Annotated in this window: 20 protein-coding genes and 1 pseudogene; 16 read left to right on the top strand and 5 right to left on the bottom strand. The window is 59.4% G+C overall.

The genetic code is table 11. From position 1 onward, the window contains the following. Positions 1 to 4: 4 nt before the first annotated feature. The 3 genes from HMPREF3096_RS05655 (at position 5) to HMPREF3096_RS05645 (ending at position 2,917) form a co-directional block, all read left to right on the top strand. Positions 5 to 1,072 carry an ABC transporter permease gene (locus tag HMPREF3096_RS05655; protein WP_002893591.1) on the top strand — a complete coding sequence of 356 codons (1,068 nt, stop codon included), beginning with the start codon at positions 5 to 7 and terminating at the stop codon, positions 1,070 to 1,072. A gap of 60 nt (positions 1,073 to 1,132) precedes the next feature. Next, on the top strand, positions 1,133 to 1,930 hold the full coding sequence (locus HMPREF3096_RS05650; protein ID WP_004191416.1) for an SDR family oxidoreductase: 798 nt from the start codon (positions 1,133 to 1,135) through the stop codon (positions 1,928 to 1,930). Positions 1,931 to 2,131: 201 nt separating this feature from the next. Continuing rightward, positions 2,132 to 2,917, top strand: a complete 786-nt coding sequence (locus tag HMPREF3096_RS05645) for an SDR family oxidoreductase (RefSeq protein WP_032729582.1) — start codon at positions 2,132 to 2,134, stop codon at positions 2,915 to 2,917. 52 nt (positions 2,918 to 2,969) lie between these two features. Here the strand turns inward: HMPREF3096_RS05645 and HMPREF3096_RS05640 are convergent, their stop codons facing one another. Beyond that, positions 2,970 to 3,575 carry a glutathione S-transferase gene (locus HMPREF3096_RS05640; protein ID WP_032729580.1) on the bottom strand — a complete coding sequence of 202 codons (606 nt, stop codon included), beginning with the start codon at positions 3,573 to 3,575 and terminating at the stop codon, positions 2,970 to 2,972. Between the two features lie 253 nt (positions 3,576 to 3,828). On the opposite strand from HMPREF3096_RS05640, the gene HMPREF3096_RS05635 reads away from it, so the two are divergent. Continuing rightward, positions 3,829 to 4,722, top strand: a complete 894-nt coding sequence (locus tag HMPREF3096_RS05635) for a LysR substrate-binding domain-containing protein (RefSeq protein ID WP_032729578.1) — start codon at positions 3,829 to 3,831, stop codon at positions 4,720 to 4,722. Here HMPREF3096_RS05635 and HMPREF3096_RS31860 read toward each other — a convergent pair. Continuing rightward, positions 4,719 to 5,975, bottom strand: a complete 1,257-nt coding sequence (locus HMPREF3096_RS31860) for a mechanosensitive ion channel family protein (RefSeq protein WP_032729571.1) — start codon at positions 5,973 to 5,975, stop codon at positions 4,719 to 4,721. The two genes, HMPREF3096_RS05635 and HMPREF3096_RS31860, sit on opposite strands and share 4 nt — an antisense overlap. Positions 5,976 to 6,199: 224 nt before the next feature. On the opposite strand from HMPREF3096_RS31860, the gene ivy reads away from it, so the two are divergent. Continuing rightward, the gene (gene ivy / locus HMPREF3096_RS05625) at positions 6,200 to 6,646 is read left to right on the top strand and encodes an Ivy family C-type lysozyme inhibitor (RefSeq protein WP_008805565.1); all 447 of its coding nucleotides are present in this window, start codon (positions 6,200 to 6,202) and stop codon (positions 6,644 to 6,646) included. Between the two features lie 46 nt (positions 6,647 to 6,692). Here the strand turns inward: ivy and betT are convergent, their stop codons facing one another. Further along, positions 6,693 to 8,726, bottom strand: coding sequence for a choline BCCT transporter BetT (betT, locus tag HMPREF3096_RS05620; RefSeq protein WP_008805564.1), 2,034 nt, complete (start codon positions 8,724 to 8,726; stop codon positions 6,693 to 6,695). Between the two features lie 128 nt (positions 8,727 to 8,854). Here betT and betI point away from each other — a divergent pair, with 128 nt between their 5' ends. From betI to betA, 3 genes are read left to right on the top strand one after another with little or no spacing between them, the layout of a single operon-like run. Continuing rightward, entirely contained in the window at positions 8,855 to 9,442 is a 588-nt protein-coding gene (betI, locus tag HMPREF3096_RS05615; RefSeq protein WP_004151671.1) for a transcriptional regulator BetI, read from the top strand. Between the two features lie 13 nt (positions 9,443 to 9,455). After that, the gene (betB, locus tag HMPREF3096_RS05610; RefSeq protein WP_032729569.1) at positions 9,456 to 10,928 is read left to right on the top strand and encodes a betaine-aldehyde dehydrogenase; all 1,473 of its coding nucleotides are present in this window, start codon (positions 9,456 to 9,458) and stop codon (positions 10,926 to 10,928) included. A 13-nt stretch (positions 10,929 to 10,941) separates the two neighbouring features. Further along, the gene (betA, locus tag HMPREF3096_RS05605) at positions 10,942 to 12,606 is read left to right on the top strand and encodes a choline dehydrogenase (RefSeq protein WP_023287350.1); all 1,665 of its coding nucleotides are present in this window, start codon (positions 10,942 to 10,944) and stop codon (positions 12,604 to 12,606) included. A gap of 63 nt (positions 12,607 to 12,669) precedes the next feature. Here betA and HMPREF3096_RS05600 read toward each other — a convergent pair whose 3' ends face one another. Continuing rightward, entirely contained in the window at positions 12,670 to 13,026 is a 357-nt protein-coding gene (locus HMPREF3096_RS05600; RefSeq protein WP_012542503.1) for a hypothetical protein, read from the bottom strand. 201 nt (positions 13,027 to 13,227) lie between these two features. Between HMPREF3096_RS05600 and HMPREF3096_RS05595 the strand changes: the two genes are divergently transcribed. The 3 genes from HMPREF3096_RS05595 to HMPREF3096_RS05585 all read left to right on the top strand — a co-directional run bounded on the left by HMPREF3096_RS05595 (position 13,228) and on the right by HMPREF3096_RS05585 (position 15,518). Next, positions 13,228 to 13,896, top strand: coding sequence for a helix-turn-helix transcriptional regulator (locus HMPREF3096_RS05595; RefSeq protein WP_023319927.1), 669 nt, complete (start codon positions 13,228 to 13,230; stop codon positions 13,894 to 13,896). Then, complete coding sequence (locus HMPREF3096_RS05590) at positions 13,886 to 14,686, top strand: PhzF family phenazine biosynthesis protein (RefSeq protein WP_012542505.1); 801 nt, start codon at positions 13,886 to 13,888, stop codon at positions 14,684 to 14,686. Before HMPREF3096_RS05595 ends, HMPREF3096_RS05590 begins: the two co-directional genes overlap by 11 nt. 613 nt (positions 14,687 to 15,299) lie before the next feature. Beyond that, entirely contained in the window at positions 15,300 to 15,518 is a 219-nt protein-coding gene (locus HMPREF3096_RS05585) for a YgdI/YgdR family lipoprotein (RefSeq protein WP_022064792.1), read from the top strand. Positions 15,519 to 15,569: 51 nt separating this feature from the next. On the opposite strand, the gene HMPREF3096_RS05580 is transcribed toward HMPREF3096_RS05585, so the two are convergent. Continuing rightward, positions 15,570 to 16,265 (bottom strand): GNAT family N-acetyltransferase, encoded by a 696-nt coding sequence (locus HMPREF3096_RS05580; protein WP_012968739.1) that lies wholly within the window; start codon positions 16,263 to 16,265, stop codon positions 15,570 to 15,572. Positions 16,266 to 16,470: 205 nt separating this feature from the next. Between HMPREF3096_RS05580 and HMPREF3096_RS05575 the strand changes: the two genes are divergently transcribed. The 5 genes and pseudogenes from HMPREF3096_RS05575 to HMPREF3096_RS05555 all read left to right on the top strand — a co-directional run. Beyond that, positions 16,471 to 18,039, top strand: a complete 1,569-nt coding sequence (locus HMPREF3096_RS05575) for an ABC transporter substrate-binding protein (RefSeq protein WP_008805560.1) — start codon at positions 16,471 to 16,473, stop codon at positions 18,037 to 18,039. A gap of 119 nt (positions 18,040 to 18,158) precedes the next feature. Then, positions 18,159 to 19,181, top strand: coding sequence for an ABC transporter permease (locus tag HMPREF3096_RS05570; protein WP_008805559.1), 1,023 nt, complete (start codon positions 18,159 to 18,161; stop codon positions 19,179 to 19,181). Continuing rightward, positions 19,181 to 20,014, top strand: a complete 834-nt coding sequence (locus HMPREF3096_RS05565) for an ABC transporter permease (protein WP_070544332.1) — start codon at positions 19,181 to 19,183, stop codon at positions 20,012 to 20,014. The genes HMPREF3096_RS05570 and HMPREF3096_RS05565 overlap by 1 nt, the downstream gene beginning before the upstream one ends. Next, on the top strand, positions 20,007 to 20,843 hold the full coding sequence (locus HMPREF3096_RS05560; protein ID WP_023297191.1) for an ABC transporter ATP-binding protein: 837 nt from the start codon (positions 20,007 to 20,009) through the stop codon (positions 20,841 to 20,843). The genes HMPREF3096_RS05565 and HMPREF3096_RS05560 overlap by 8 nt, the downstream gene beginning before the upstream one ends. Then, a pseudogene (locus tag HMPREF3096_RS05555) lies at positions 20,830 to 21,060 on the top strand (ATP-binding cassette domain-containing protein); the annotation flags it as partial. The gene HMPREF3096_RS05560 and the pseudogene HMPREF3096_RS05555, both read left to right, overlap by 14 nt. Positions 21,061 to 21,217: the final 157 nt, after the last annotated feature.

Below are 21,217 nucleotides of genomic sequence, written 5' to 3'. Positions count from 1 at the left end.
CATCATGAACCAGAAATATATGATTTATATGTACCTGCTGAAGGCCCGCACCTTTATCGCCCTCCTGCTGGTGATCGCGTTCTTCAGCGTGATGGTACCCAACTTCCTGACCGCCTCTAACCTGCTGATCATGACCCAGCACGTGGCGATCACCGGCCTGCTGGCCATCGGCATGACGCTGGTCATTCTCACCGGCGGCATTGACCTGTCCGTCGGCGCGGTGGCGGGGATCTGCGGCATGGTGGCGGGCGCGCTGCTGACCAACGGCCTGCCGCTGTGGAACGGCGATATCCTCTTCTTTAATGTCCCGGAGGTGATCCTCTGCGTGGCGATCTTCGGCGTGCTGGTCGGTCTGGTCAACGGCGCGGTGATCACCCGCTTCGGCGTGGCGCCGTTTATCTGCACCTTAGGCATGATGTACGTCGCCCGCGGCTCCGCGCTGCTGTTTAACGACGGGAGCACCTACCCGAATCTCAATGGCATGGAAGCGCTGGGCAACACCGGTTTCGCCACCCTCGGCTCCGGCACCCTGCTCGGCGTCTATCTGCCGATCTGGCTGATGATCGGCTTCCTCGTGCTGGGCTACTGGCTGACCACCAAAACGCCGCTTGGCCGCTACATCTACGCCATCGGCGGCAATGAGTCTGCCGCCCGCCTCGCCGGCGTGCCGATCGTGAAAGCGAAAATATTCGTCTATGCCTTCTCCGGCCTGTGCGCGGCGTTTGTCGGCCTGATCGTCGCATCACAGCTGCAAACCGCGCACCCGATGACCGGCAACATGTTTGAGATGGACGCCATCGGCGCCACCGTGCTCGGCGGCACTGCGCTGGCCGGCGGCCGCGGCCGGGTAACCGGGTCAATTATCGGCGCCTTCGTCATCGTCTTCCTTGCCGACGGCATGGTGATGATGGGCGTTAGCGACTTCTGGCAGATGGTGATTAAAGGCGTGGTGATCGTCACCGCTGTGGTCGTCGACCAGTTCCAGCAGAAGCTGCAGAGCAAGGTCATCCTGATGCGCCGCCACGAGGAGAAACTGGCCGCCATCCCCCCCAACGGCGCCACCTCCAGCTAACCGGCAACGATTCACATCTTCCGCCGGGCCTGGTGCCCGGCTCAGCGAAAGGGAAAAAATATGCAACGAGATTTCCAGAACAAAACGGTGGTGATCACCGGCGCCTGCCGCGGCATCGGCGCAGGTATTGCGGAGCGCTTTGCCCGCGACGGCGCGAATCTGGTGATGGTCTCCAACGCCGAGCGCGTTCACGAGACCGCCGAAACCCTGCGTCAGCGCTATCAGGCGGATATTTTATCGCTGCAGGTCGATGTCACCGATGAAGCGCAGGTGCAGTCGCTGTATGAGCAGGCCGCCGCGCGCTTCGGCACCATTGACGTCTCCATTCAGAACGCCGGGGTGATCACCATCGATTACTACGACCGGATGCCAAAAGCCGATTTCGAAAAAGTGCTGGCGGTCAACACCACCGGCGTGTGGCTGTGCTGCCGCGAGGCGGCCAAATATATGGTGAAACAGAATCACGGCAGCCTGATCAATACCTCTTCCGGCCAGGGGCGACAGGGCTTTATCTACACGCCGCATTATGCCGCCAGCAAAATGGGCGTGATCGGCATTACCCAAAGCCTGGCTCACGAGCTGGCGCCGTGGAATATCACCGTCAACGCCTTCTGCCCGGGCATTATTGAAAGCGAAATGTGGGATTACAACGATCGCGTGTGGGGCGAAATTCTCAGCACCGAGCAGAAGCGCTACGGCAAGGGCGAACTGATGGCCGAGTGGGTCGAGGGCATTCCGATGAAACGCGCCGGTAAACCGGAAGACGTGGCCGGGCTGGTGGCCTTCCTCGCCTCCGACGACGCGCGCTATCTCACCGGGCAGACCATCAATATCGATGGCGGTTTGATTATGTCGTAATCCCCCGCGGGTTAGCGGGCCCCATCGCCCGAATAAGGCGTCCCGCATTGGCGCCACCACGCCGGGACGGCCCCCCGGTGGCGCTTCGCTTACCGGGGCTACGTAACACCGCCGAAAGGTTGCCCGGATAAGGCGCTTCGCGCCGCCATTCGGGAAACAGGGCTCCCGACGTTCGACACTATATTGAAGAGAGTAAACATTATGATCGGTAAAGATTTTGCACAGCAGCTGTTTAACCTGCAGGGGCGCGTCGCCTTCGTCACCGGCGCCGGCAGCGGTATCGGCCAGACCATCGCCTGCAGCCTCGCCAGCGCGGGTGCGCGGGTAGTCTGTTTTGATCTTCGCGACGACGGCGGGCTGGCGGAAACGGTCAGCCATATTGAATCCATCGGCGGTCAGGCTTGTTCTTATACCGGCGATGTCCGCCAGATTGCCGACCTGCGCGCCGCCGTCGCGCTGGCCAAAAACCGCTTTGGCCGCCTCGACATCGCCGTCAACGCCGCCGGGATCGCCAACGCCAATCCGGCGCTGGAGATGAAGAGCGAGCAATGGCAGCGGGTGATCGATATCAATCTCACCGGCGTATGGAACTCCTGCAAAGCGGAAGCGGAACTGATGCTGGAGTCCGGCGGCGGGTCGATTATCAATATCGCCTCGATGTCGGGGATTATCGTTAACCGCGGCCTCGACCAGGCACATTACAACTGCTCCAAAGCCGGCGTGATCCATCTGTCGAAAAGCCTGGCGATGGAGTGGGTGGCCAAAGGGATCCGCGTCAATTCCATCAGCCCGGGATATACCGCCACGCCGATGAATACCCGTCCGGAGATGGTGCACCAGACCCGCGAGTTTGAAAGCCAGACGCCGATGCAGCGGATGGCGAAGGTGGAAGAGATCGCCGGCCCGGCGCTGTTCCTCGCCAGCGACGCCGCCTCGTTCTGCACCGGCGTAGACCTGGTGGTCGACGGCGGGTTTGTCTGCTGGTGATCCTCTCCTGCTTCAGGGCGCCACGCTGCGGCGCCCCTCTCCATCCCTGCCGTTAAACCAGCGGATACTGTTGAAATACCGGCAGCGCCTCCCCCTTCTCCGCCAGCGCGCGGATATGAGGAAACGCCGCTGCCGACACCACCGCCGGGATCATCAACTGGATAAAGGACCAAACCACCGTGCTGGTGACCAGTACCTGATCCGGCTGCGCGGCGGCGGCGCGGTCTGCCAGCCGGGCGTCCCATTCCCGACAGGCGGCGAGCAGTTGGCCGGTCACCCGGGCTATCCACGGCTGATGCTGCCTCTCTTCCGGCCGCAGACGGTGCTCATAAACATGCTGGACCGCTTTTTCACTGGCGGCGAGGATCACCCCCAGCAGGTGCAGATCGCGGGCCAGCGCGTCAGGCTGCGCGGGAAACAGCCGGCGCCCGGTGGGATTGGTCGTTTCGAAATAGTGGAGGATCAGGGTGGAGTCCATCAGTTGCGTCCCGTTATCGAGCACCACCGTCGGCGCCTTGACCACCGGATTAATACGGGAAAATTCGTCAAAGCCGCTAAAGACCGAGAGCGGCAGGCTCTCGAATTCCACGCCATAGAGCGCCAGAGAAACCGCCACGCGTCTTACATAAGGTGAATCCATCATACCAATGAGTTTCATCGTCACTCCTGCCTGCGATAAAGGGGTTGCGGCTTTACCTTACTGGAAAACCGAGGCCGCGAATATCACGGGATACTTACCGCAATGGTTAGTCAAACTAACAGATTGGCGATTCGCGGTAGCCCTCCAGTTCCCCTTGTGCTATACCGACTGAGGCAGCATTTGGCTCCTTTTCAGCCTGTTTGCAGCGGCTTTAAAAGCCGCTAACCCGGTAGTAACGTTAACGTATCGACTCACTGACAGAGAAACCACCATGGCAGATTTTCCCCCTGTCGCCAGCCTGCGCAGCTTTGAGGCGGTGGCGCGCCTCGGCAGCGTGACGCAGGCCGCCCACGAGTTGAGCGTGACCCATTCGGCGGTCAGCCAGCACATCAAACAGCTGGAAGCGCTGGTCGGCGTCACGCTCTTTATCCGCCACGGCCGCGGGGTGCGCATCACGGAAGAAGGACGGCTCTATGCCCTGCAAATCCGCGAGGCGTTACAGCACATCGCCGACGCCACGCGCATGGTGCAGATCAAACCCCGCACCCTGGAAGTGACCCTGGCGACGCTCCCCTCCTTTGGCTGCCACTGGCTGCTGCCGCGGCTGGCGCGCTTTCAGGCGCGGCATCCGCAGATCGCGGTGCGCCTGCTGACCAGCCTGGCGGTGGTTAACCTGCAACAGGAGGGTATTGATCTGGCCATTCGCATGGGGCAAGGCGACTGGGAGGGGATGGAAAGCCGGCATCTGTTTGCCGATGAACAACTGGTGGTGGCCGCGCCGCACTATCGCAGCGGCGACCTGCCGACCACCCCGCAGGCGATCGCCGCCAGCGATATTATTTTTTCCATGGAGTCCTGGCATGCCTGGTGCAGCCAGGCGGGACTGGAAAAGCCGATCGTCCCCGCGGGCCTGCGTCTGAACGACTCCAATCTGGTGCTGGAGGCGGTCCGCCTGGGGGCCGGCGTAGCGCTGGAGCGGCGCTCGCTGGTGGCGGGGGCGATAGCCCGCGGCGAGCTGCTGCAGCTCACCGCCGTCACCGTCCCCTACCCCTGGCACTACTGGCTAACCGTCTCCCCCCAGGCGGAGAACCGGCCGGAAGTCGCCCGGTTCATCGCCTGGCTGGAGGAGGAGATCGCCCTCTGGCGCCAGCAGATCAGCGCTTAGCCTTCAGCCGACGGCGGCAACCCTGTCCGGGCGGCATGCTCCTGGGAGAGACGCCAGAAATCGTGCCCGGCGGGATACTGATAAAGTCGCAGGGAAAACTGTCCGGCCACGGCGGTAATGTACTCAAATATCGCCGACTGGGTGTTTTCGTAGTCTTTCCACAGCGTCGAGGAGGTGAAGCAGTAAATCTCCAGCGGGATGCCCGACGGCGACGGTTTCAGCGTTCTCGCCACAATGTACATCTCCTTAATAATATCCGGTCGCTCGGCGAGATAGTGCATCAGATAGTGGCGAAACAGGGTCAGGTTGGTCAGCCCGTTATCGATAAACCAGCGGTCGGCCACGCCGCCGGGATCCCGGCCATCAAGCAGCGTGCCCAAAGGCTCACTCACCCCACGGATGGTCAGCATCGAGGAGAGCATCTCCTGGTCGAGAAAACGCACCGAGTGCTGATCGATGGCGATACTGCGCATGATCCGCCGCGCCCCGGAGGAGAACATCGCCTGCCAGTTGGTATAGGTCTCGGTGAGGAAATTCTTGGTCGGGATGCGGGAGATGGTATTGTCCCAGTTGCGGATGGTAATGGTGTGCAGCGCGATATCCGTCACTTCACCGCTGAGGTTCTTGTCAGGCATTTCAATCCAATCACCCAACTGGAGCACGTCGTTGGACGACAGCTGAACGTTCGCCACCAGCGACAGCAGGGTATGCTGGAACACGATCATCAGCACCGCCGCCACGGCCCCCAGACTGGAGATAATAATGATCGGCGATTTGTTCGACATCACGGCGAGGATCATAATCGCCGCCAGGATGTGAACTAAGATTTTGCCTATCTGGATATAGCCCTTAATGGAATGATTTTTACGTTTGGTCTTTCGCAGATAAGAGCTGTTGACAATATCCAGCATCTCGTTGAAAAACACCGACATAAAAATAAAAAACAAGATCCCGCAGATGGTATTAATCGCCGTCACCAGCGATGCCGGCATCGCCGGCATAAACTGCAGGACGTAATAGACGATAATAACCGGAATGAAATTGGACAGTTTTTCGGCGATGCGTCGATCCTTCTCCAGCGGCACATCCTGTTTGTGGCTACTAAAGAAGACCTTACGCACCACTTTAATCAGCAAGAACTTGCATAAAAGATGGGCAAATATGCCGGAGACCAGCAGCAGAATAAGATTAAACCCCACCGCCAGCGCCGGATTACTCTCAATAAACGTCAGTAGATGATTCACATACGCCATGCTTTATCGCCTGAATAACTATGCCATTTCGCTGACTGCTTTATCACAAGGGCATATATTTGGAAAATAAATCAATCCGCATCATGGCATATCGCTTAGCGTAACGTCCATGCGCGCACCGCTTCTAATCATTCACAGAAAATATGTCAGAGTTTGCATTAATCATTCCCTACGCTCACTATAAAGAGGCTTGTTATGAGGACGGAATAAGTCCAGGAGGAAACATGTTTAAAGCGCTTACCGCTATCATCACCTTAGCCGCCTCCGCCAGCGTCATGGCGCAAGGCGATGTCACGCTGAACAGTCTGGCCCACGATGCCGCCACCCGGGCGTCGTTTAACCAGATGGTCAAAGGCCATCAGCTGCCCGCCTGGGTAACCACCGGCGGCACCGGTTCGCCCGCGCAGACGGTGAAACTGGGTAGCGAATCCTGGCAGGTGTTAAGCGCCTGCAAACCCCACGACTGCGGCCACGAGCGTATCGCGGTGATCTGGTCCGAGAAAAGCCAACAGATGTCCGGCGTGTACTCGGTGGTCGATGAAAAAACCGACCAGGAGAAGCTGACCTGGCTTAACGTCAGCGATGCCCTGTCCATCGATGGCAAAACCGTGCTGTTTGCCGCCCTCAGCGGTAGCCTCGACAACCATCCGGACGCCTTTAACTACCCGTAACCGCCCGTCGCCCCCGTCAGCCTTTTCCCGACGGGGGCTTCCCTGATTAGCCATCCGGGAACATCACGCTGTTCCCCGGCGCTTCCCTGTGCAGATGGATAAAGTTCAGGTGCCGTTCGTACTGGTCGAGAATATCGGTGATCACCTGCTCTTTGCTGTAGTCCATCAGGTCGTTACCCTGACTGCCCTCCAGCAGGAAGGTCTCCAGCCGGTAATAGGTGGATTTCCCGCTGCGCGCCCGATAGGTAAAGCCCGGGACCGAGTACTGCTGCGGCCAGATCTTGTAGATAAAGTTCTGCTCGTCGCCCATGTGCACCAGCAGATCGAGGTGGCCCAGGTTCTCGCCCTCTTCCGGCGGCAGGCTCTTCAGTTCCACTGCGGCGCCGCGCAGCCGCAGCTCCTGGGCTACCTCTTCCATCGCCGGGTAGCACACCGTCTCCATCATCTGTTTGGTATAGCGCGTGCCCGGGTAATTCATCAGCCGCGACAGGCGCTTCTTCCAGCTCAGACGATCCTGGAGGCCCATCGGACGCGGGGCGGTGTCGCGACTGGCGCTGACCCGGCGGTAATCTTCCACTTTCAGGGATTTATACAGTCCGGCCATCACGAAGAAAATCACAAAGCTGAACGGCAGACCCATGATCACCGTGGTGTTCTGCAGCGCCGAGATGCCGTTGGTCATCAGCATCCCGAGGGTCAACAGACCGATGGCCACCGACCAGAAGATGCGCAGCCAGTTCGGGGCGTCGCTGTTGATGTCCTTCAGCTTCGAGGTGAAGTTCCCCAGCACCAGCGCGCCGGAGTCGGCGGAGGTGACGTAGAACAGCAGACCGGTAATGGTCGCCACCGACGCGCTAAAGGTAAACGCCGGGTACTGCGCCAGCAGGCTGTAGAATCCGCGTTCCGGGTGGACCATCGCCTCCTCGGCAAAGGCCGCGTCGCCGTGAATAATCTCATACAGCGCGCTGTTGCCGAACACCGATAGCCACAGCAGGGTAAAGGTGAACGGAATAATCAGGGTGCCCATCACAAACTGGCGGATGGTGCGTCCGCGCGAAATGCGCGCCAGGAACAGGCCCACAAACGGCGACCAGGCCACCCACCACGCCCAGAAAAAGAGCGTCCAGTTATTCATCCACTCCACCGGGCGGTCGAAGGCGAAGCTGTTCAGCGTCATGCCCATAAAGCGGTTGACGTAGTCGCCGACGTTCAGCACTAACGCATTGAGCAGGAAGGAGGTATCGCCCATGAACAGCACGAACAGGATCAGCCCCAGCGCGAGGGCGACGTTCAGCTCGGAGAGCACGCGGATGCCCTTGTCCACCCCGGAGGTGACCGAGATGGTGGCGATGATCACCGACAGCGCAATCAGCGCCGCTTTCGCCGCCAGCGAGTCTGGAATATCGAACAGCACGCTCAGACCGTAGTTGAGCTGCACGACGCCGATACCGAGGGTGGTGGCGATGCCGAAGATGGTGCCGATCACCGCCGCAATATCGACGCTGTGGCCGATGGGCCCATTGATCCGTTTGCCAAAAATCGGGTACAGCGCCGAGCGGATGGTGAGCGGCAAATTATAACGATAGCTAAAGTATCCCAGCGCCATGCCCATCAGGGCATACATTGACCAACCGGTTAAGCCATAGTGAAACAGCGTCCATACCATCGCCTGGCGCGCCGCCTCGATGGTCTGCCCCGCCCCTTCCGGCGGCTGCATATATTGCGTCACCGGCTCGGCGACCGAGAAGAACATCAGGTCGATACCGATCCCGGCGGCAAACAGCATCGCCGCCCAGCTCAGCAGGCTGAACTCGGGCTTTGACTGCTCCGGGCCGAGCTTCACCGAGCCGAAGCGCGAGCAGGCAATGCAGACGACGAAGACGATATACAGCGTCGCCGCCAGCAGATAGTACCAGCCGAAGGTTTTCGACACCCAGTTGAGGGTGCGCCCAATCCACTCGGCAGAAAAATCGCGAAAAAAGATCGTCATCAGGGAAAACAACAAAATCAGTCCGGCCGAGGTATAAAAAACCACCGGATTGATTTTGTCCTTTTCTCTGTTTTGCGAAAGATCTGTCATCCAGTATCCCCACTGTTTTTGTAACTATTAAAATTCAATAACGTAACAATTAAGACACATTTTATATTGAACGTCCAATCAAAAACCGCTTTAATAGTTAACCAACGCTGATGAATGGAGTGGCAAAAATGCCCAAACTGGGGATGCAGCCAATCCGGCGCAGGCAACTGATCGACGCCACGCTGGACGCAATAAATGAAGTCGGAATGCATGACGCGACCATCGCGCAGATCGCCCGACGGGCGGGCGTATCGACGGGGATCATCAGTCACTATTTCAAAGATAAAAATGGTCTGCTGGAGGCGACCATGCGCGACATCACCAGCCAGCTGCGCGACGCGGTGCTCAACCGTCTGCACGCCCTGCCGGACGGCAGCGCCAGCCAGCGCCTGCAGGCGATTGTCGGCGGCAACTTTGATGAGACGCAGATCAGCAGCGCGGCGATGAAGGCCTGGCTGGCCTTCTGGGCCAGCAGCATGCACCAGCCGATGCTTTATCGGTTACAGCAGGTCAGCAGCCGTCGGCTGCTGTCGAACCTGGTGTACGAATTCCGCCGCGAGCTGCCGCGCGAGCAGGCGCAGGAGGCCGGCTACGGGCTGGCGGCGCTGATAGACGGCCTGTGGCTGCGGGCGGCGCTCAGCGGCAAACCGCTGGATAAGACGCTGGCGCAGTCGCTGACCAGCCACTTTATTCGTCAGCATTTACCGAACCCATAACCGAGGAGGCGTTATGTCCCGAATGGCAGAACAGCAGCTTTATATTAATGGTGGTTATACATCGGCCACCAGCGGTCGCACCTTCGAGACCATCAACCCTGCCACTGGCGAGGTGCTGGCGACCGTTCAGGCTGCCGGACGCGAGGATGTCGACCGCGCCGTTGAAAGCGCGCAGCGTGGGCAAAAAATCTGGGCGGCAATGACCGCCATGGAACGCTCGCGCATCCTGCGTCGCGCCGTCGACCTTCTGCGCCAGCGCAACGACGAGCTGGCGCGACTGGAGACGCTGGATACCGGTAAACCCCTCAGCGAAACCGCCGCCGTCGATATCGTCACCGGCGCCGACGTGCTGGAGTATTACGCTGGCTTGATCCCGGCGCTGGAAGGTAGCCAGATCCCGCTGCGCGACAGTTCCTTCGTCTATACCCGTCGCGAACCGCTGGGGGTGGTAGCCGGGATCGGCGCGTGGAACTACCCGATCCAGATCGCCCTGTGGAAATCGGCGCCAGCGCTGGCCGCCGGCAATGCGATGATTTTCAAACCGAGCGAGGTCACCCCGCTCACCGCCCTCAAGCTGGCGGAAATTTACAGCGAAGCGGGCCTGCCGGACGGGGTGTTTAACGTCCTGCCGGGGATCGGCGCGGAGACCGGCCAGTATCTGACCGAACATCCGGGTATCGCCAAAATCTCCTTCACCGGCGGCGTCGCCAGCGGCAAAAAAGTGATGGCCAACTCCGCGGCATCGTCGCTGAAAGAGGTCACCATGGAGCTGGGCGGTAAATCGCCGCTGATTATCGCAGACGATGCCGACCTCGACCTCGCCGCCGATATCGCCATGATGGCCAACTTCTACAGCTCCGGTCAGGTGTGCACCAACGGCACCCGGGTGTTTGTCCCGGCGAAACAGAAGGCGGAATTCGAGCACAAGATCCTCGAACGCGTGGGCCGCATCCGCCCCGGCGATCTGTTTGCCGATGACACCAACTTCGGCCCGCTGGTCAGCTTCCCCCATCGCGACAACGTTCTGCGCTATATCGAGAGCGGCAAACGCGAAGGCGCGCGCCTGCTGTGCGGCGGCGAGGCGCTGAAAGGCGACGGTTTCGATAACGGCGCGTGGGTCGCCCCGACGGTGTTTACCGACTGTAACGACGAGATGACCATCGTGCGCGAAGAGATCTTCGGCCCGGTGATGTCGATCCTCAGCTATACCGACGAAGCGGAGGTCATTCGCCGCGCCAACGCCACCGAATACGGCCTCGCCGCCGGCGTGGTGACGCCCAACCTCAACCGTGCCCACCGTCTTATCCACCAGCTGGAAGCCGGCATCTGCTGGATCAACAGCTGGGGTGAATCCCCGGCGGAGATGCCGGTTGGCGGCTATAAGCACTCCGGCATTGGCCGCGAGAATGGCGTCATGACGCTGCAGAGTTACACCCAGGTGAAGTCCATCCAGGTTGAGATGGGTAAATTCCAGTCCATATTTTAACCGGGAGGTTTTTTTGCAATTTGACTACATCATTATTGGTGCCGGCTCCGCCGGCAACGTTCTGGCAACACGACTGACTGAAGATCCAAACACCACCGTCCTGCTGCTGGAAGCCGGCGGCCCGGACTACCGGTTCGACTTCCGCACCCAGATGCCCGCCGCGCTGGCTTACCCGCTGCAGGGCAAACGCTACAACTGGGCCTACGAAACCGAACCTGAGCCGTACATGAACCATCGCCGCATGGAGTGCGGACGCGGCAAAGGACTGGGCGGCTCGTCGCTGATCAACGGCATGTGCTACATCCGCGGCAACGCGATGGATCTGGACAACTGGGCCAAAGAGCCGGGTCTGGAGCACTGGAGCTATCTCAACTGCCTGCCCTACTACCGGAAAGCGGAAACCCGCGATATCGGGCCTAACGACTATCACGGCGGCGATGGCCCGGTGAGCGTGACGACACCGAAGCCGGGCAATAATCCGCTCTTCGAGGCGATGGTTGAAGCCGGGGTGCAGGCGGGCTATCCGCGTACCGACGATCTCAACGGCTACCAGCAGGAAGGCTTTGGCCCGATGGACCGCACCGTGACGCCGCAGGGCCGTCGCGCCAGTACCGCCCGCGGCTATCTCGACCAGGCGCGAGGGCGCCCGAACCTGACCATCCGCACCCATGCGCTGACCGATCACATTATTTTTGCCGGCAAGCGCGCGGTGGGCGTCGAGTGGCTGGAGGGAGAAAGCACGATCCCGTCAAAAGCGACGGCCAACAAAGAGGTGCTGCTGTGCGCCGGGGCGATTGCCTCGCCGCAGATCCTGCAGCGCTCCGGCGTGGGTAACCCGGAGCTGCTCAGGCAGTTCGATATCCCGGTGGTGCACGATCTCCCCGGCGTGGGTGAGAACCTGCAGGACCATCTGGAGATGTATTTGCAATATGAATGCAAAGAGCCGGTGTCGCTCTACCCGGCGCTACAGTGGTGGAACCAGCCGAAGATCGGCGCCGAGTGGCTGTTCGGCGGCACCGGCATTGGCGCCAGCAACCAGTTCGAAGCGGGCGGTTTTATCCGCAGCCGCGCAGAATTTGCCTGGCCAAATATTCAATACCACTTCCTGCCGGTGGCGATTAACTACAATGGCTCCAACGCGGTGAAAGAGCACGGCTTCCAGTGCCACGTCGGTTCAATGCGTTCGCCCAGCCGCGGCCACGTGCGCCTGAAGTCGCGCGATCCGCACGCCCATCCGGCGATCCTGTTTAACTATATGTCCCATGAACAGGACTGGCAGGAGTTCCGCGACGCCATCCGCATTACCCGCGAAATCATGAACCAGCCGGCGCTGGATAAGTATCGCGGCCGCGAAATCAGTCCGGGAACAGAATGCCAGAGCGATGCCGAGCTGGATGAGTTTGTGCGCAACCACGCCGAGACCGCGTTCCACCCGTGCGGGACCTGTAAGATGGGTTACGACGAGATGGCGGTGGTCGATGGCGAGGGCCGCGTCCACGGTCTGGAAGGCGTGCGGGTGGTCGATGCCTCGATTATGCCGCAGATCATCACCGGCAACCTCAACGCCACCACCATTATGATCGGCGAGAAGATGGCCGACGCCATTCGCGGCCGCCAGCCGCTGCCGCGCAGCACCGCGGCGTATTATGTCGCTGGCGACGCGCCGGTTCGCCGCTAATCGTCTATGCCGCACTTGTCCTTTCCCGTGCGGAAAGGACACTCCTCACCTTTCCAGCATCCCTTAGCGCTCAAGGCACGGCTGAATAATGCTATCAACAGCAGCATTCACCTGTTTTGCACCGGATATCAGGGTGATACTTATCGTCCTCGCCCCAGCCACCTGGTACATATCGATCTGGGCGACTCGTGTGCCGTACTGCGAAATATCAAAGAAGTTTGGCGCATTCTGCTCAGGGAAGATGCGCTCAACCTCATAGCCTTGCGGCTTCAGGGCGCTGCGTATGCAGTCATAGCGCCACTGCAGCCCCGGCCGATCGGATACTGAATAGGACTGATAGACGGTTTTGTCGCCGAAGGGGTGAATGACTCCGCAGGCCACCAGCAGAACGGCAATGGCCATCACGCCGTAAATTCTCATTATATTTCCATAACATAAAGACGCACCCGACATGAGCGCTGACGCTTTCTGCAGCAAAAGGTACGCTGTCCAAACTATAAATTCAACTTTTTGTTGATAATTAAACATTATGCGTATAATTTAATCCTGTCAGCGTATCTCCCATGGTAAAATGGCGCTCCGGGATCGCTTCCTGATCACGATGCAAGCAAAGGATCATCCATGACATCAGAGTACACACAGCAGGTTGCACAGATTGCCGGGCCGCTTGAAGCAGCCATGGACGCTATGGCGGGGACATTATCAGCGAATCAGGAGGTGGTGTTGCATAATCTCACTACCCCTGAACATTCCATTATCAAAATCATTAACGGACATGTTAGCGGCAGGGGTAATGGCGATCATTTGTTAGCCGGTCCGGAAAAAGATACCGGTTTTGCGCTGCTGCTGCAGAAGACGAATAACAACAAGCCGAGAACCATAAGCGATTATAAAACCGTCACCGCTTCAGGGAAAACGCTCAATAGCGCATCGACAATTTATTACAGCGAAGAGGGATATCCGCTTATCGCCTTCTGTATTAATGTCGATCCCTCACCTTATGAGCAAATACGCAAAAGCCTTGACGCGCTGCTGCCATCGCCGGCGGAGGCCGCTGAGGCGGTCGATCTTAATTTGGGTGGGCTGATCGATCAGTCAATTCAGGAAATCATTGATAAATATTCAGTGCCGGGTAAAAAAATACAAAAAGCGCAGCGTTTAAAAATTGTCGCTGAAATGCATACGAAAGGTATTTTCAAGATGCGCGGGGGCGTGCAGCAGGCGGCTCAGGCCCTGGGGGTAACACGATATACGGTTTATAATGACCTTGAGGTGATGAATGAAAAATAATTCACAGCAGCGCATTCGCTTTTATCAGGTCGATGCTTTTTCGAAAGGCCCCTTTACCGGCAATCCCGCCGCGGTTTGTTTGCTGGAGACGTGGCCTGAAGATAGCGTGCTGCAGCACATTGCGACGGAAAACAACCTGTCGGAAACGGCCTTTGTTGTCAGGCAGCCTGACGGTTTCGGGTTACGCTGGTTTACCCCGGCCGTCGAGGTGGATCTCTGCGGTCATGCCACGCTGGCTGCGGCCAGCGTGCTGCTCAATCAACAAGCGCGCGAGCGGGTGCGTTTTTTCACTCGCAGCGGCGCGCTGGACGTCACGCTGCATGACGGAAAATATACCCTGGATTTTCCGCTGGTTGTTCCGTCCCCCATCGCCGCGCCGCAAGGGTTGTTCAAGGCCCTGGGGCTGGCTGAAGACGCAGGTGAAACCTGGCAAGCCTCCGATATTATTGTCGTCATTGATGACGAAGCGCTGCTGGACGCGCTCAAACCCGACTTTAACGCCTTGAATGCCTTCAACACTCGTGGCGTGGTGGTCACGGCCGCATCCCGGACCTTCGATTTTCGTTCTCGCTGGTTCGGTCCGCAGGTGGGAGTCAACGAAGATCCGGTCACCGGTTCGGCACATACTTTTCTGGCGCCGCTGTGGAGTGAAAAACTGGCGAAAAAAACCCTTCATGCCCAGCAAGGTGGCAACCGTAAGGGAGAACTCTTCTGCCACATAAAAGATAACGGACGTGTTGAACTATCAGGCGAAGCCTGTCTGGTTATTGAAGGTACCTTTATTCTGTAAATCGACGAACCTATAGCATCATATTAACTTAGCGGCGAACGCCTGTTCTCATCATATTAAATACGTCTGTTTAATATTGTGGTGAGGATCATGCAATAACGTCATCCGGGGTTTGCCGTTTCCAGCCCCGGAGCATTGATAATATCAGGTATTTTATCCGTTACGGGCGCAAAAAAATAATAAGCGTACTGCCTGCGCAACAGGGTCTGCGGCAGGCATAGTCAGCTTCAGCCATAAAAATGAGATTTTTAATGTTGTGTTAGCCAAAAATGCCTGAACGGGTCTTTGAATGGTTATCACTGGAATCGTTACTTTAACTCTGGGTATTAAATAACAACTAGCAAGTCGTTCATCCCGACAATATTGCCGAGAACTCACCTCTGCCGGTGTCGGAATCGGGAGCACTGACAGGGCTAACAGAGAGAATATCATGTTAACAAAACCAGATGATGAATCTAAGAAAAAGGCCACGCCCCTTGAACGTCGTATTGTGGTTATTACGTTAGTCGCCATGTTAATACTTTATTCGGTGTTAATTATGACCCACTTTCGATAACTGGTTAGTCTGTCATATTCTGCGGCCCACCGTGGCTTTCTTACAACAGGTAGCACAATGAAAAAGTTCGTTGCAGTATTCGGTTTGGCATTATTAACGTTCACCGTTGCGGGGTGTTCCAGCAATTATGTATTAGAGAAAAAAAATGGTGAGATGATTATCACCCACGGTAAACCGGAGGTCGATGACGATAATGGGTTAATCACCTATGAGGACATCGCGGGAAATGAACATGCTATTAACCGGGATCAAATTATTCAGATGATCGAGAAATAGCCTTTGTATGGGCAGTTGGCATGATGCACTCTGCCCATTCACCATACAGGCCTAACGAAATGACTCAAGGCGTTTGATCTGCTGCCCGTCGGCAGTAAAGTTCTCCGCCGCCAGCCACGCCCGCAGCGCCGCATCGCGCGCAGGCCACTCGCCGTCGATGATGGACAGCATATCGCTGTCGCGCGTCCGCCCTTTGCGCACCAGCCTCTGCCGCAGACGTCCTTCCCAGCTAAAGCCCAGCCGCTCGGCGGCACGGCGCGAGGCGACATTCATCGAATCGCATTTCCACTCCAGCCGACGATAGCCGTGGTCAAAGCCGTTCTTCAGCAACAACCAGACCGCTTCGGTACCCAGCGGGGTGTTTTTCATCCGTCGCGACCAGGTGACATGGCCGATCTCAACCGTGCCCATTTCCCGCTCGATCGCCATATAGCTGACGATGCCCACCGCCTGCTCGCTACGCAGGTCAACCACCGCATACGGCACCAGAGCATCATCATTCACCTTGCCCGCGATCCAGTGGGCGGTCGCCGCCACGCTCTCCGGCCGCGTAGACGCCAGCCACGTCCAGTCGCTGTTGTCGCCGAGCGCATAGGCGGCAAACAGATCCGCCGCATGACGGTCAACGTCCAGCGGCTCCAGTCGGCAAAAACGGCCATTTAACGCCGTCCGCCGCAGGACTTGCGCCCCCTGCCAGCCAGGAACAAGGTCGTTCACCTGCTGGCCAAACTCATTGATTTCCGGCACACCCACCTCCTTGCAATAGACGATTTGTTATAGCAAGAAGCCAGAAGCGGAGAAAGACGCTTCTGCGCGGCCGGCAATAACCTGTCGTTCTTGAATATGCGTTTTTAGCATAAGGATATCCTTATTTTGACTTTACGCCTTTTGGCAAGCGGCCTAACGTAGCGAGGCATAAAAAATTAAAACAACCATTTTTCAGGGATTGCACATGACCAAAAAACTGTTGCCTTTACTGGTTCTGACGGCGCTCACCGCCGCCGCGCATGCCGCTACACCGCCCAACACGCTGGTGGTCGCCCAGGGTCTCGACGATATCGTCAGCCTCGACCCGGCGGAAGCGAACGAACTCTCCAGCATTCAGACGGTCCCCAGCCTCTATCAGCGTCTGGTGCAGCCGGACCGCAACAACCCTGAAAAAATCGTACCGATCCTCGCCGAAAGCTGGCAGGCCGATCCGGCGGCGAAAACCCTGACCATCAAACTGAAGCCGGATGCTAAATTCGCCTCCGGTAATCCGCTGCGCCCGGAAGATGTGATTTTCTCTTACACCCGTGCGGTGACGCTGAATAAATCGCCGGCGTTTATTCTCAACGTGCTCGGCTGGCAGCCGGACAACATCGCCAGCCAGCTGAAAAAGATTGATGACCATACCCTGACGCTGCACTGGACCGCCGACGTCAGCCCGGCGGTGGCGCTGAATATTCTCTCCACCCCTATCGCCTCCATCGTTGATGAAAAACAGGTGGCGCCGAACGCGAAAAATAATGACTTCGGCAACGACTGGCTGAAGATGCACTCGGCGGGCAGCGGGGCCTATAAAATGCGCGTCTACCAGCCGCATCAGGCCATCGTGCTGGAAGCCAACGCCAGCTCCCCCACCGGCGCGCCGAAGATCAAGAGCATCATTATTAAAAACGTCCCCGACCCGGCTTCCCGCCGCCTGCTGATCCAGCAGGGGGATGCCGACGTGGCGCGCGATCTCGGCGCTGACCAGATTGCCGCCCTGCAGGATAAACCCGGCGTGAAGGTGCTGAGCATCCCGTCCGCCGAGCAGAACTATCTGGTGTTTAATACCGCCAACAGCGCCAACCCGCTGCTGAATAATCCGGCCTTCTGGGAGGCGGCGCGCTGGCTGGTCGATTATGAGGGCATCACCAAAAACCTGCTGAAAGGCCAGTACTTTATTCACCAAAGCTTCCTGCCGGCCGGCCTGCCGGGGGCGCTGGAGACCAATCCGTTCACCTTCGACCCGCAAAAAGCTAAGGCTATCCTCGATAAAGCGGGCATTAAGGATGCCCACTTCACCCTCGACGTGGAGAACAAACCGCCGTTTATCACCATCGCCCAGTCGCTGCAGGCCAGCTTTGCCCAGGGCGGGGTGAAAGTGGATCTGCTGCCGGCCGCCGGCAGCCAGGTTTATGCCCGGGTACGCGCGAAGCAGCATCAGGCGGCGATCCGCCTGTGGATCCCGGACTACTTTGATGCGCATTCCAACGCCAGCGCCTTTGCCTGGAACGATGGTAAGTCCAGCACCGTGGCCGGGCTCAACGGCTGGCAGATCCCTGAGCTGAATAAAGCCACCCTCGCCGCGGTGGCGGAGCCGGACCCGGCGAAACGCCTCGATCTGTACAAAACGATGCAGGAATCCCTGCTGCAGCATTCGCCATACGTCTTTATTGACCAGGGGAAAACCCAGATCGTGGTGCGCGATAACGTGAAGGGCTATCAGCAGGGGCTGAACGCCGATATGGTCTGGTACGATAACGTCACCAAGTAAGCGGGTTATGTCACCGGGTCCGGCGGCCTCGCCTGCCCGGATGACCGTTTCGCCACCCGGGCCCGGCGGGCGTCGCGCCGCCGGGAATCATGTTGATATACCAGGAATTTCCATTTTCCATGCCATCGTTTTCCACTCACCTTACCCGCCTGCTGCAGGGGCTGTTGACGCTGCTGCTCACGCTGTTCGGGCTGTTGCTGGTCACCTTCTCGCTCTCCGCGCTGTCGCCCGTCGACCGCGTACTGCAGATCGTCGGCGACCATGCCAGCCAGTCGACCTATGACCAGGTTCGCCATCAGCTGGGTCTCGACCAGCCGCTGCCGGTGCAGTTCTGGCACTACCTGGTCAACCTGGCTCATGGCGATCTTGGCATCGCCAGCGCCACCGGCCAGCCGGTGCTCCACGATCTGCTGGCGGTCTTCCCGGCGACCCTTGAGCTGGCGACCCTGGCGCTGATCGTCGGCGCGGTACTGGGCATCGTCGCCGGGGTGCTGTGCGCGCGTTACGCCGGTTCGCCGTGGGATCTTGCGGTGCGCACCTTTACCCTGTTGGGCAACTCGGTGCCGATATTCTGGCTCGGCCTGCTGATGCTGGCCCTGTTCTACGCCCGGCTGCAGTGGGCGCCGGGCCCGGGTCGACTCGACGATATTTATCAGTATACCGTCGAGCCGCGCAGCGGTTTTGCGCTGATCGACACCTGGCTCTCCGGCGATACCGCGGCGTTTAAAAATGCCATCGGCCATCTGGCGCTGCCGGTGCTGGTGCTGGCCTATTACTCGCTGGCGAGCATCACCCGCCTGACCCGCTCCGCCTGCCTGAGCGAGATGAACAAAGAGTACATTCTGCTGGCGCGGGCCAAAGGGGCCGGAGAGATGACGATTTTGCTGCGCCACGTCCTGCCCAATATCCGCGGCACTCTGCTGACGGTGACCGCTCTCGCCTGGACCTCCATGCTCGAAGGGGCGGTGCTCACCGAAACCGTCTTCTCGTGGCCGGGGATCGGCCGCTACCTCACCACCGCGCTGTTCGCCGGGGATACCACGGCGATCATGGGCGGCACGCTGCTGATTGGCGTGAGTTTTGTGCTGATCAATAACCTGACCGACCTGCTGGTGCGGTTAACCGATCCGAGGGTGCGCTGATGCCGACTTATCTGTTTTTACGCCGTCTGCGCCGCTCCCCCGCCGCCTTCAGCGGCCTGACCCTGGTGATCCTGCTGGTACTGACCGCGCTGTTCGCCCCGTGGCTGGCGCTGCACGATCCCAACTGGCAGGATGCCGCCGCTCGTCTGCAGGGGCCCGGGACGGGACACTGGCTCGGCACCGACAGCTACGGCCGCGACCTGCTGTCGCGCCTGCTCTACGGCGCCCGCCCGGCGCTGGGTCTGGTGGCGCTGGTGACCGCCATTACCCTGCCCGTCGGGCTGCTGGTAGGTATCCTCTCCGGTTACTATGGCGGGTGGCTGGAGCGGATACTGATGCGCTTTACCGACGTGGTGATGTCGATGCCGCGCCTGATCCTCGCCTTCGCGTTCGTGGCGATGCTCGGCCCGGGGCTGGTCAACGGCGCGCTGGCGTTAGCCCTGACCACCTGGCCGGCCTACGCCCGTCAGGCGCGCAGCGAAATTCAGCGCCTGCGCCATAGCGATTACCTCGCCGCGGCGGAGATGCTGGGCATTCGCGGCTGGCGGCTGCTGATCGGCCATATTCTGCCGCTGTGTCTGCCGTCGGCGATTGTCCGGCTGGCGCTCGATCTGGCGGGCATTATCCTCGCCGCCGCCGGGCTCGGCTTTCTCGGCCTGGGCGCCCGCCCGCCGATGGCGGAGTGGGGAGCGATGATTGCCGACGGGATGCAGGTGATTTTCGACCAGTGGTGGATCGCTGCCATCCCCGGCGCGGCGATCCTGCTCGCCAGCCTGGCGTTTAACCTGCTGGGCGATGGCCTGCGCGATATTCTGGAGCCGCAACATGACTGACATCCGACTGACCGTCCAGGGACTCGCCGTCGACTACCCCACCGCCCGGGTGGTGGACAACGTCAGCTTCACCCTCGGCAACGAGCGGCTGGCGCTGGTGGGCGAATCTGGCTCCGGCAAATCGATGACCGCCCGGGCGCTGATGGGCCTGGTGCGCAAGCCCGGGGTGGTGAGCGCCGAACGGCTGGAGGTGCTGGGGCGCGATGTGCTAACCCTCAGCGCCCGCGGCTGGCGCGCGCTGCGCGGCAACGATATCGCTATGGTGCTGCAGGATCCGCGCTATGCGCTGAATCCGGTGCAGTCCATTCAGACGCAACTGGAAGAGGCGTTAACCCTGCATCAGCGTCTCAGCCGCCGTGGGCGCGCCGAGGCGGTTAAAGACGCCATCGCCGCCGTCGGTCTGGATCTGCCGGTCCTCAGCCGCTATCCCGGCGAGCTCTCCGGCGGGATGGGGCAGCGGGTGATGATCGCCCTCGCGCTGCTTAATAACCCGAAGGTGCTGATAGCCGACGAGCCAACTTCGGCCCTCGACGCCCGCCTGCGCAACCAGATCCTCGAGCTGCTGGTGGAGCAGTGCGCGCAGCGGCAGATGGCCATGCTACTGATCAGCCACGATCTGCCGCTGGTGGCCGCGCATTGCGATCGCGTGCTGGTGATGTACCGGGGGAGACAGGTCGATGAGATGCCGGCGCGGGCGCTACCGAGCGCGACGCACCCTTATACCCGCACCCTGTGGACCTGCCGGCCAAATGCGCACACCTACGGCCAGATGCTGCCGACCCTCGACAGAACCCAGGACTTTACGGAGACGGCCCATGGCGATCGTTAATCTTCAGGATTTGCAGGTAACATTCGGCGCGAAGACGGCGGTCTCTGCCGCCAGTTTCTGTGTCGACGCCGGGGAAACCTTCAGTCTGATCGGCGCCTCCGGCTGCGGTAAATCGACGATTTTGCGCGTGCTCGCCGGATTACAGCGCGAATGGCGCGGCAGCGTAGAACTGCTGGGCCAGGGCATCGCGCCGGGCGCCCGCTTTCAGGGCGCGCTCTGTCCCCGCTGCCCGACGCCATAGCCCAATCAGCCGTTGTTTTGTCGGGTGGCGCTTCGCTTACCCGACCTGGGATTCGTGCGGCCTGCCGTTAATTTATTCACCATTGTTGCTGAAACTGCCGATGCTGGCGGCCTCAACATCGCTGAGACGTTCC

The organism is Klebsiella sp. HMSC25G12 (genome assembly GCF_001807705.1).
Taxonomy (GTDB): Bacteria; Pseudomonadota; Gammaproteobacteria; order Enterobacterales; family Enterobacteriaceae; genus Klebsiella; species Klebsiella variicola.
This window is presented reverse-complemented; position numbering and strand designations above follow the sequence as displayed.

Coding starts and splice junctions, on each gene's coding strand:
- HMPREF3096_RS05655 (WP_002893591.1), top strand. CDS start 5: ATGAACCAGAAATATATGATTTATATGTACCTGCTGAAGGCCCGCACC.
- HMPREF3096_RS05650 (WP_004191416.1), top strand. CDS start 1,133: ATGCAACGAGATTTCCAGAACAAAACGGTGGTGATCACCGGCGCCTGC.
- HMPREF3096_RS05645 (WP_032729582.1), top strand. CDS start 2,132: ATGATCGGTAAAGATTTTGCACAGCAGCTGTTTAACCTGCAGGGGCGC.
- HMPREF3096_RS05640 (WP_032729580.1), bottom strand. CDS start 3,575: ATGAAACTCATTGGTATGATGGATTCACCTTATGTAAGACGCGTGGCG.
- HMPREF3096_RS05635 (WP_032729578.1), top strand. CDS start 3,829: ATGGCAGATTTTCCCCCTGTCGCCAGCCTGCGCAGCTTTGAGGCGGTG.
- HMPREF3096_RS31860 (WP_032729571.1), bottom strand. CDS start 5,975: ATGGCGTATGTGAATCATCTACTGACGTTTATTGAGAGTAATCCGGCG.
- ivy (WP_008805565.1), top strand. CDS start 6,200: ATGTTTAAAGCGCTTACCGCTATCATCACCTTAGCCGCCTCCGCCAGC.
- betT (WP_008805564.1), bottom strand. CDS start 8,726: ATGACAGATCTTTCGCAAAACAGAGAAAAGGACAAAATCAATCCGGTG.
- betI (WP_004151671.1), top strand. CDS start 8,855: ATGCCCAAACTGGGGATGCAGCCAATCCGGCGCAGGCAACTGATCGAC.
- betB (WP_032729569.1), top strand. CDS start 9,456: ATGTCCCGAATGGCAGAACAGCAGCTTTATATTAATGGTGGTTATACA.
- HMPREF3096_RS05600 (WP_012542503.1), bottom strand. CDS start 13,026: ATGAGAATTTACGGCGTGATGGCCATTGCCGTTCTGCTGGTGGCCTGC.
- HMPREF3096_RS05595 (WP_023319927.1), top strand. CDS start 13,228: ATGACATCAGAGTACACACAGCAGGTTGCACAGATTGCCGGGCCGCTT.
- HMPREF3096_RS05590 (WP_012542505.1), top strand. CDS start 13,886: ATGAAAAATAATTCACAGCAGCGCATTCGCTTTTATCAGGTCGATGCT.
- HMPREF3096_RS05585 (WP_022064792.1), top strand. CDS start 15,300: ATGAAAAAGTTCGTTGCAGTATTCGGTTTGGCATTATTAACGTTCACC.
- HMPREF3096_RS05575 (WP_008805560.1), top strand. CDS start 16,471: ATGACCAAAAAACTGTTGCCTTTACTGGTTCTGACGGCGCTCACCGCC.
- HMPREF3096_RS05570 (WP_008805559.1), top strand. CDS start 18,159: ATGCCATCGTTTTCCACTCACCTTACCCGCCTGCTGCAGGGGCTGTTG.
- HMPREF3096_RS05565 (WP_070544332.1), top strand. CDS start 19,181: ATGCCGACTTATCTGTTTTTACGCCGTCTGCGCCGCTCCCCCGCCGCC.
- HMPREF3096_RS05560 (WP_023297191.1), top strand. CDS start 20,007: ATGACTGACATCCGACTGACCGTCCAGGGACTCGCCGTCGACTACCCC.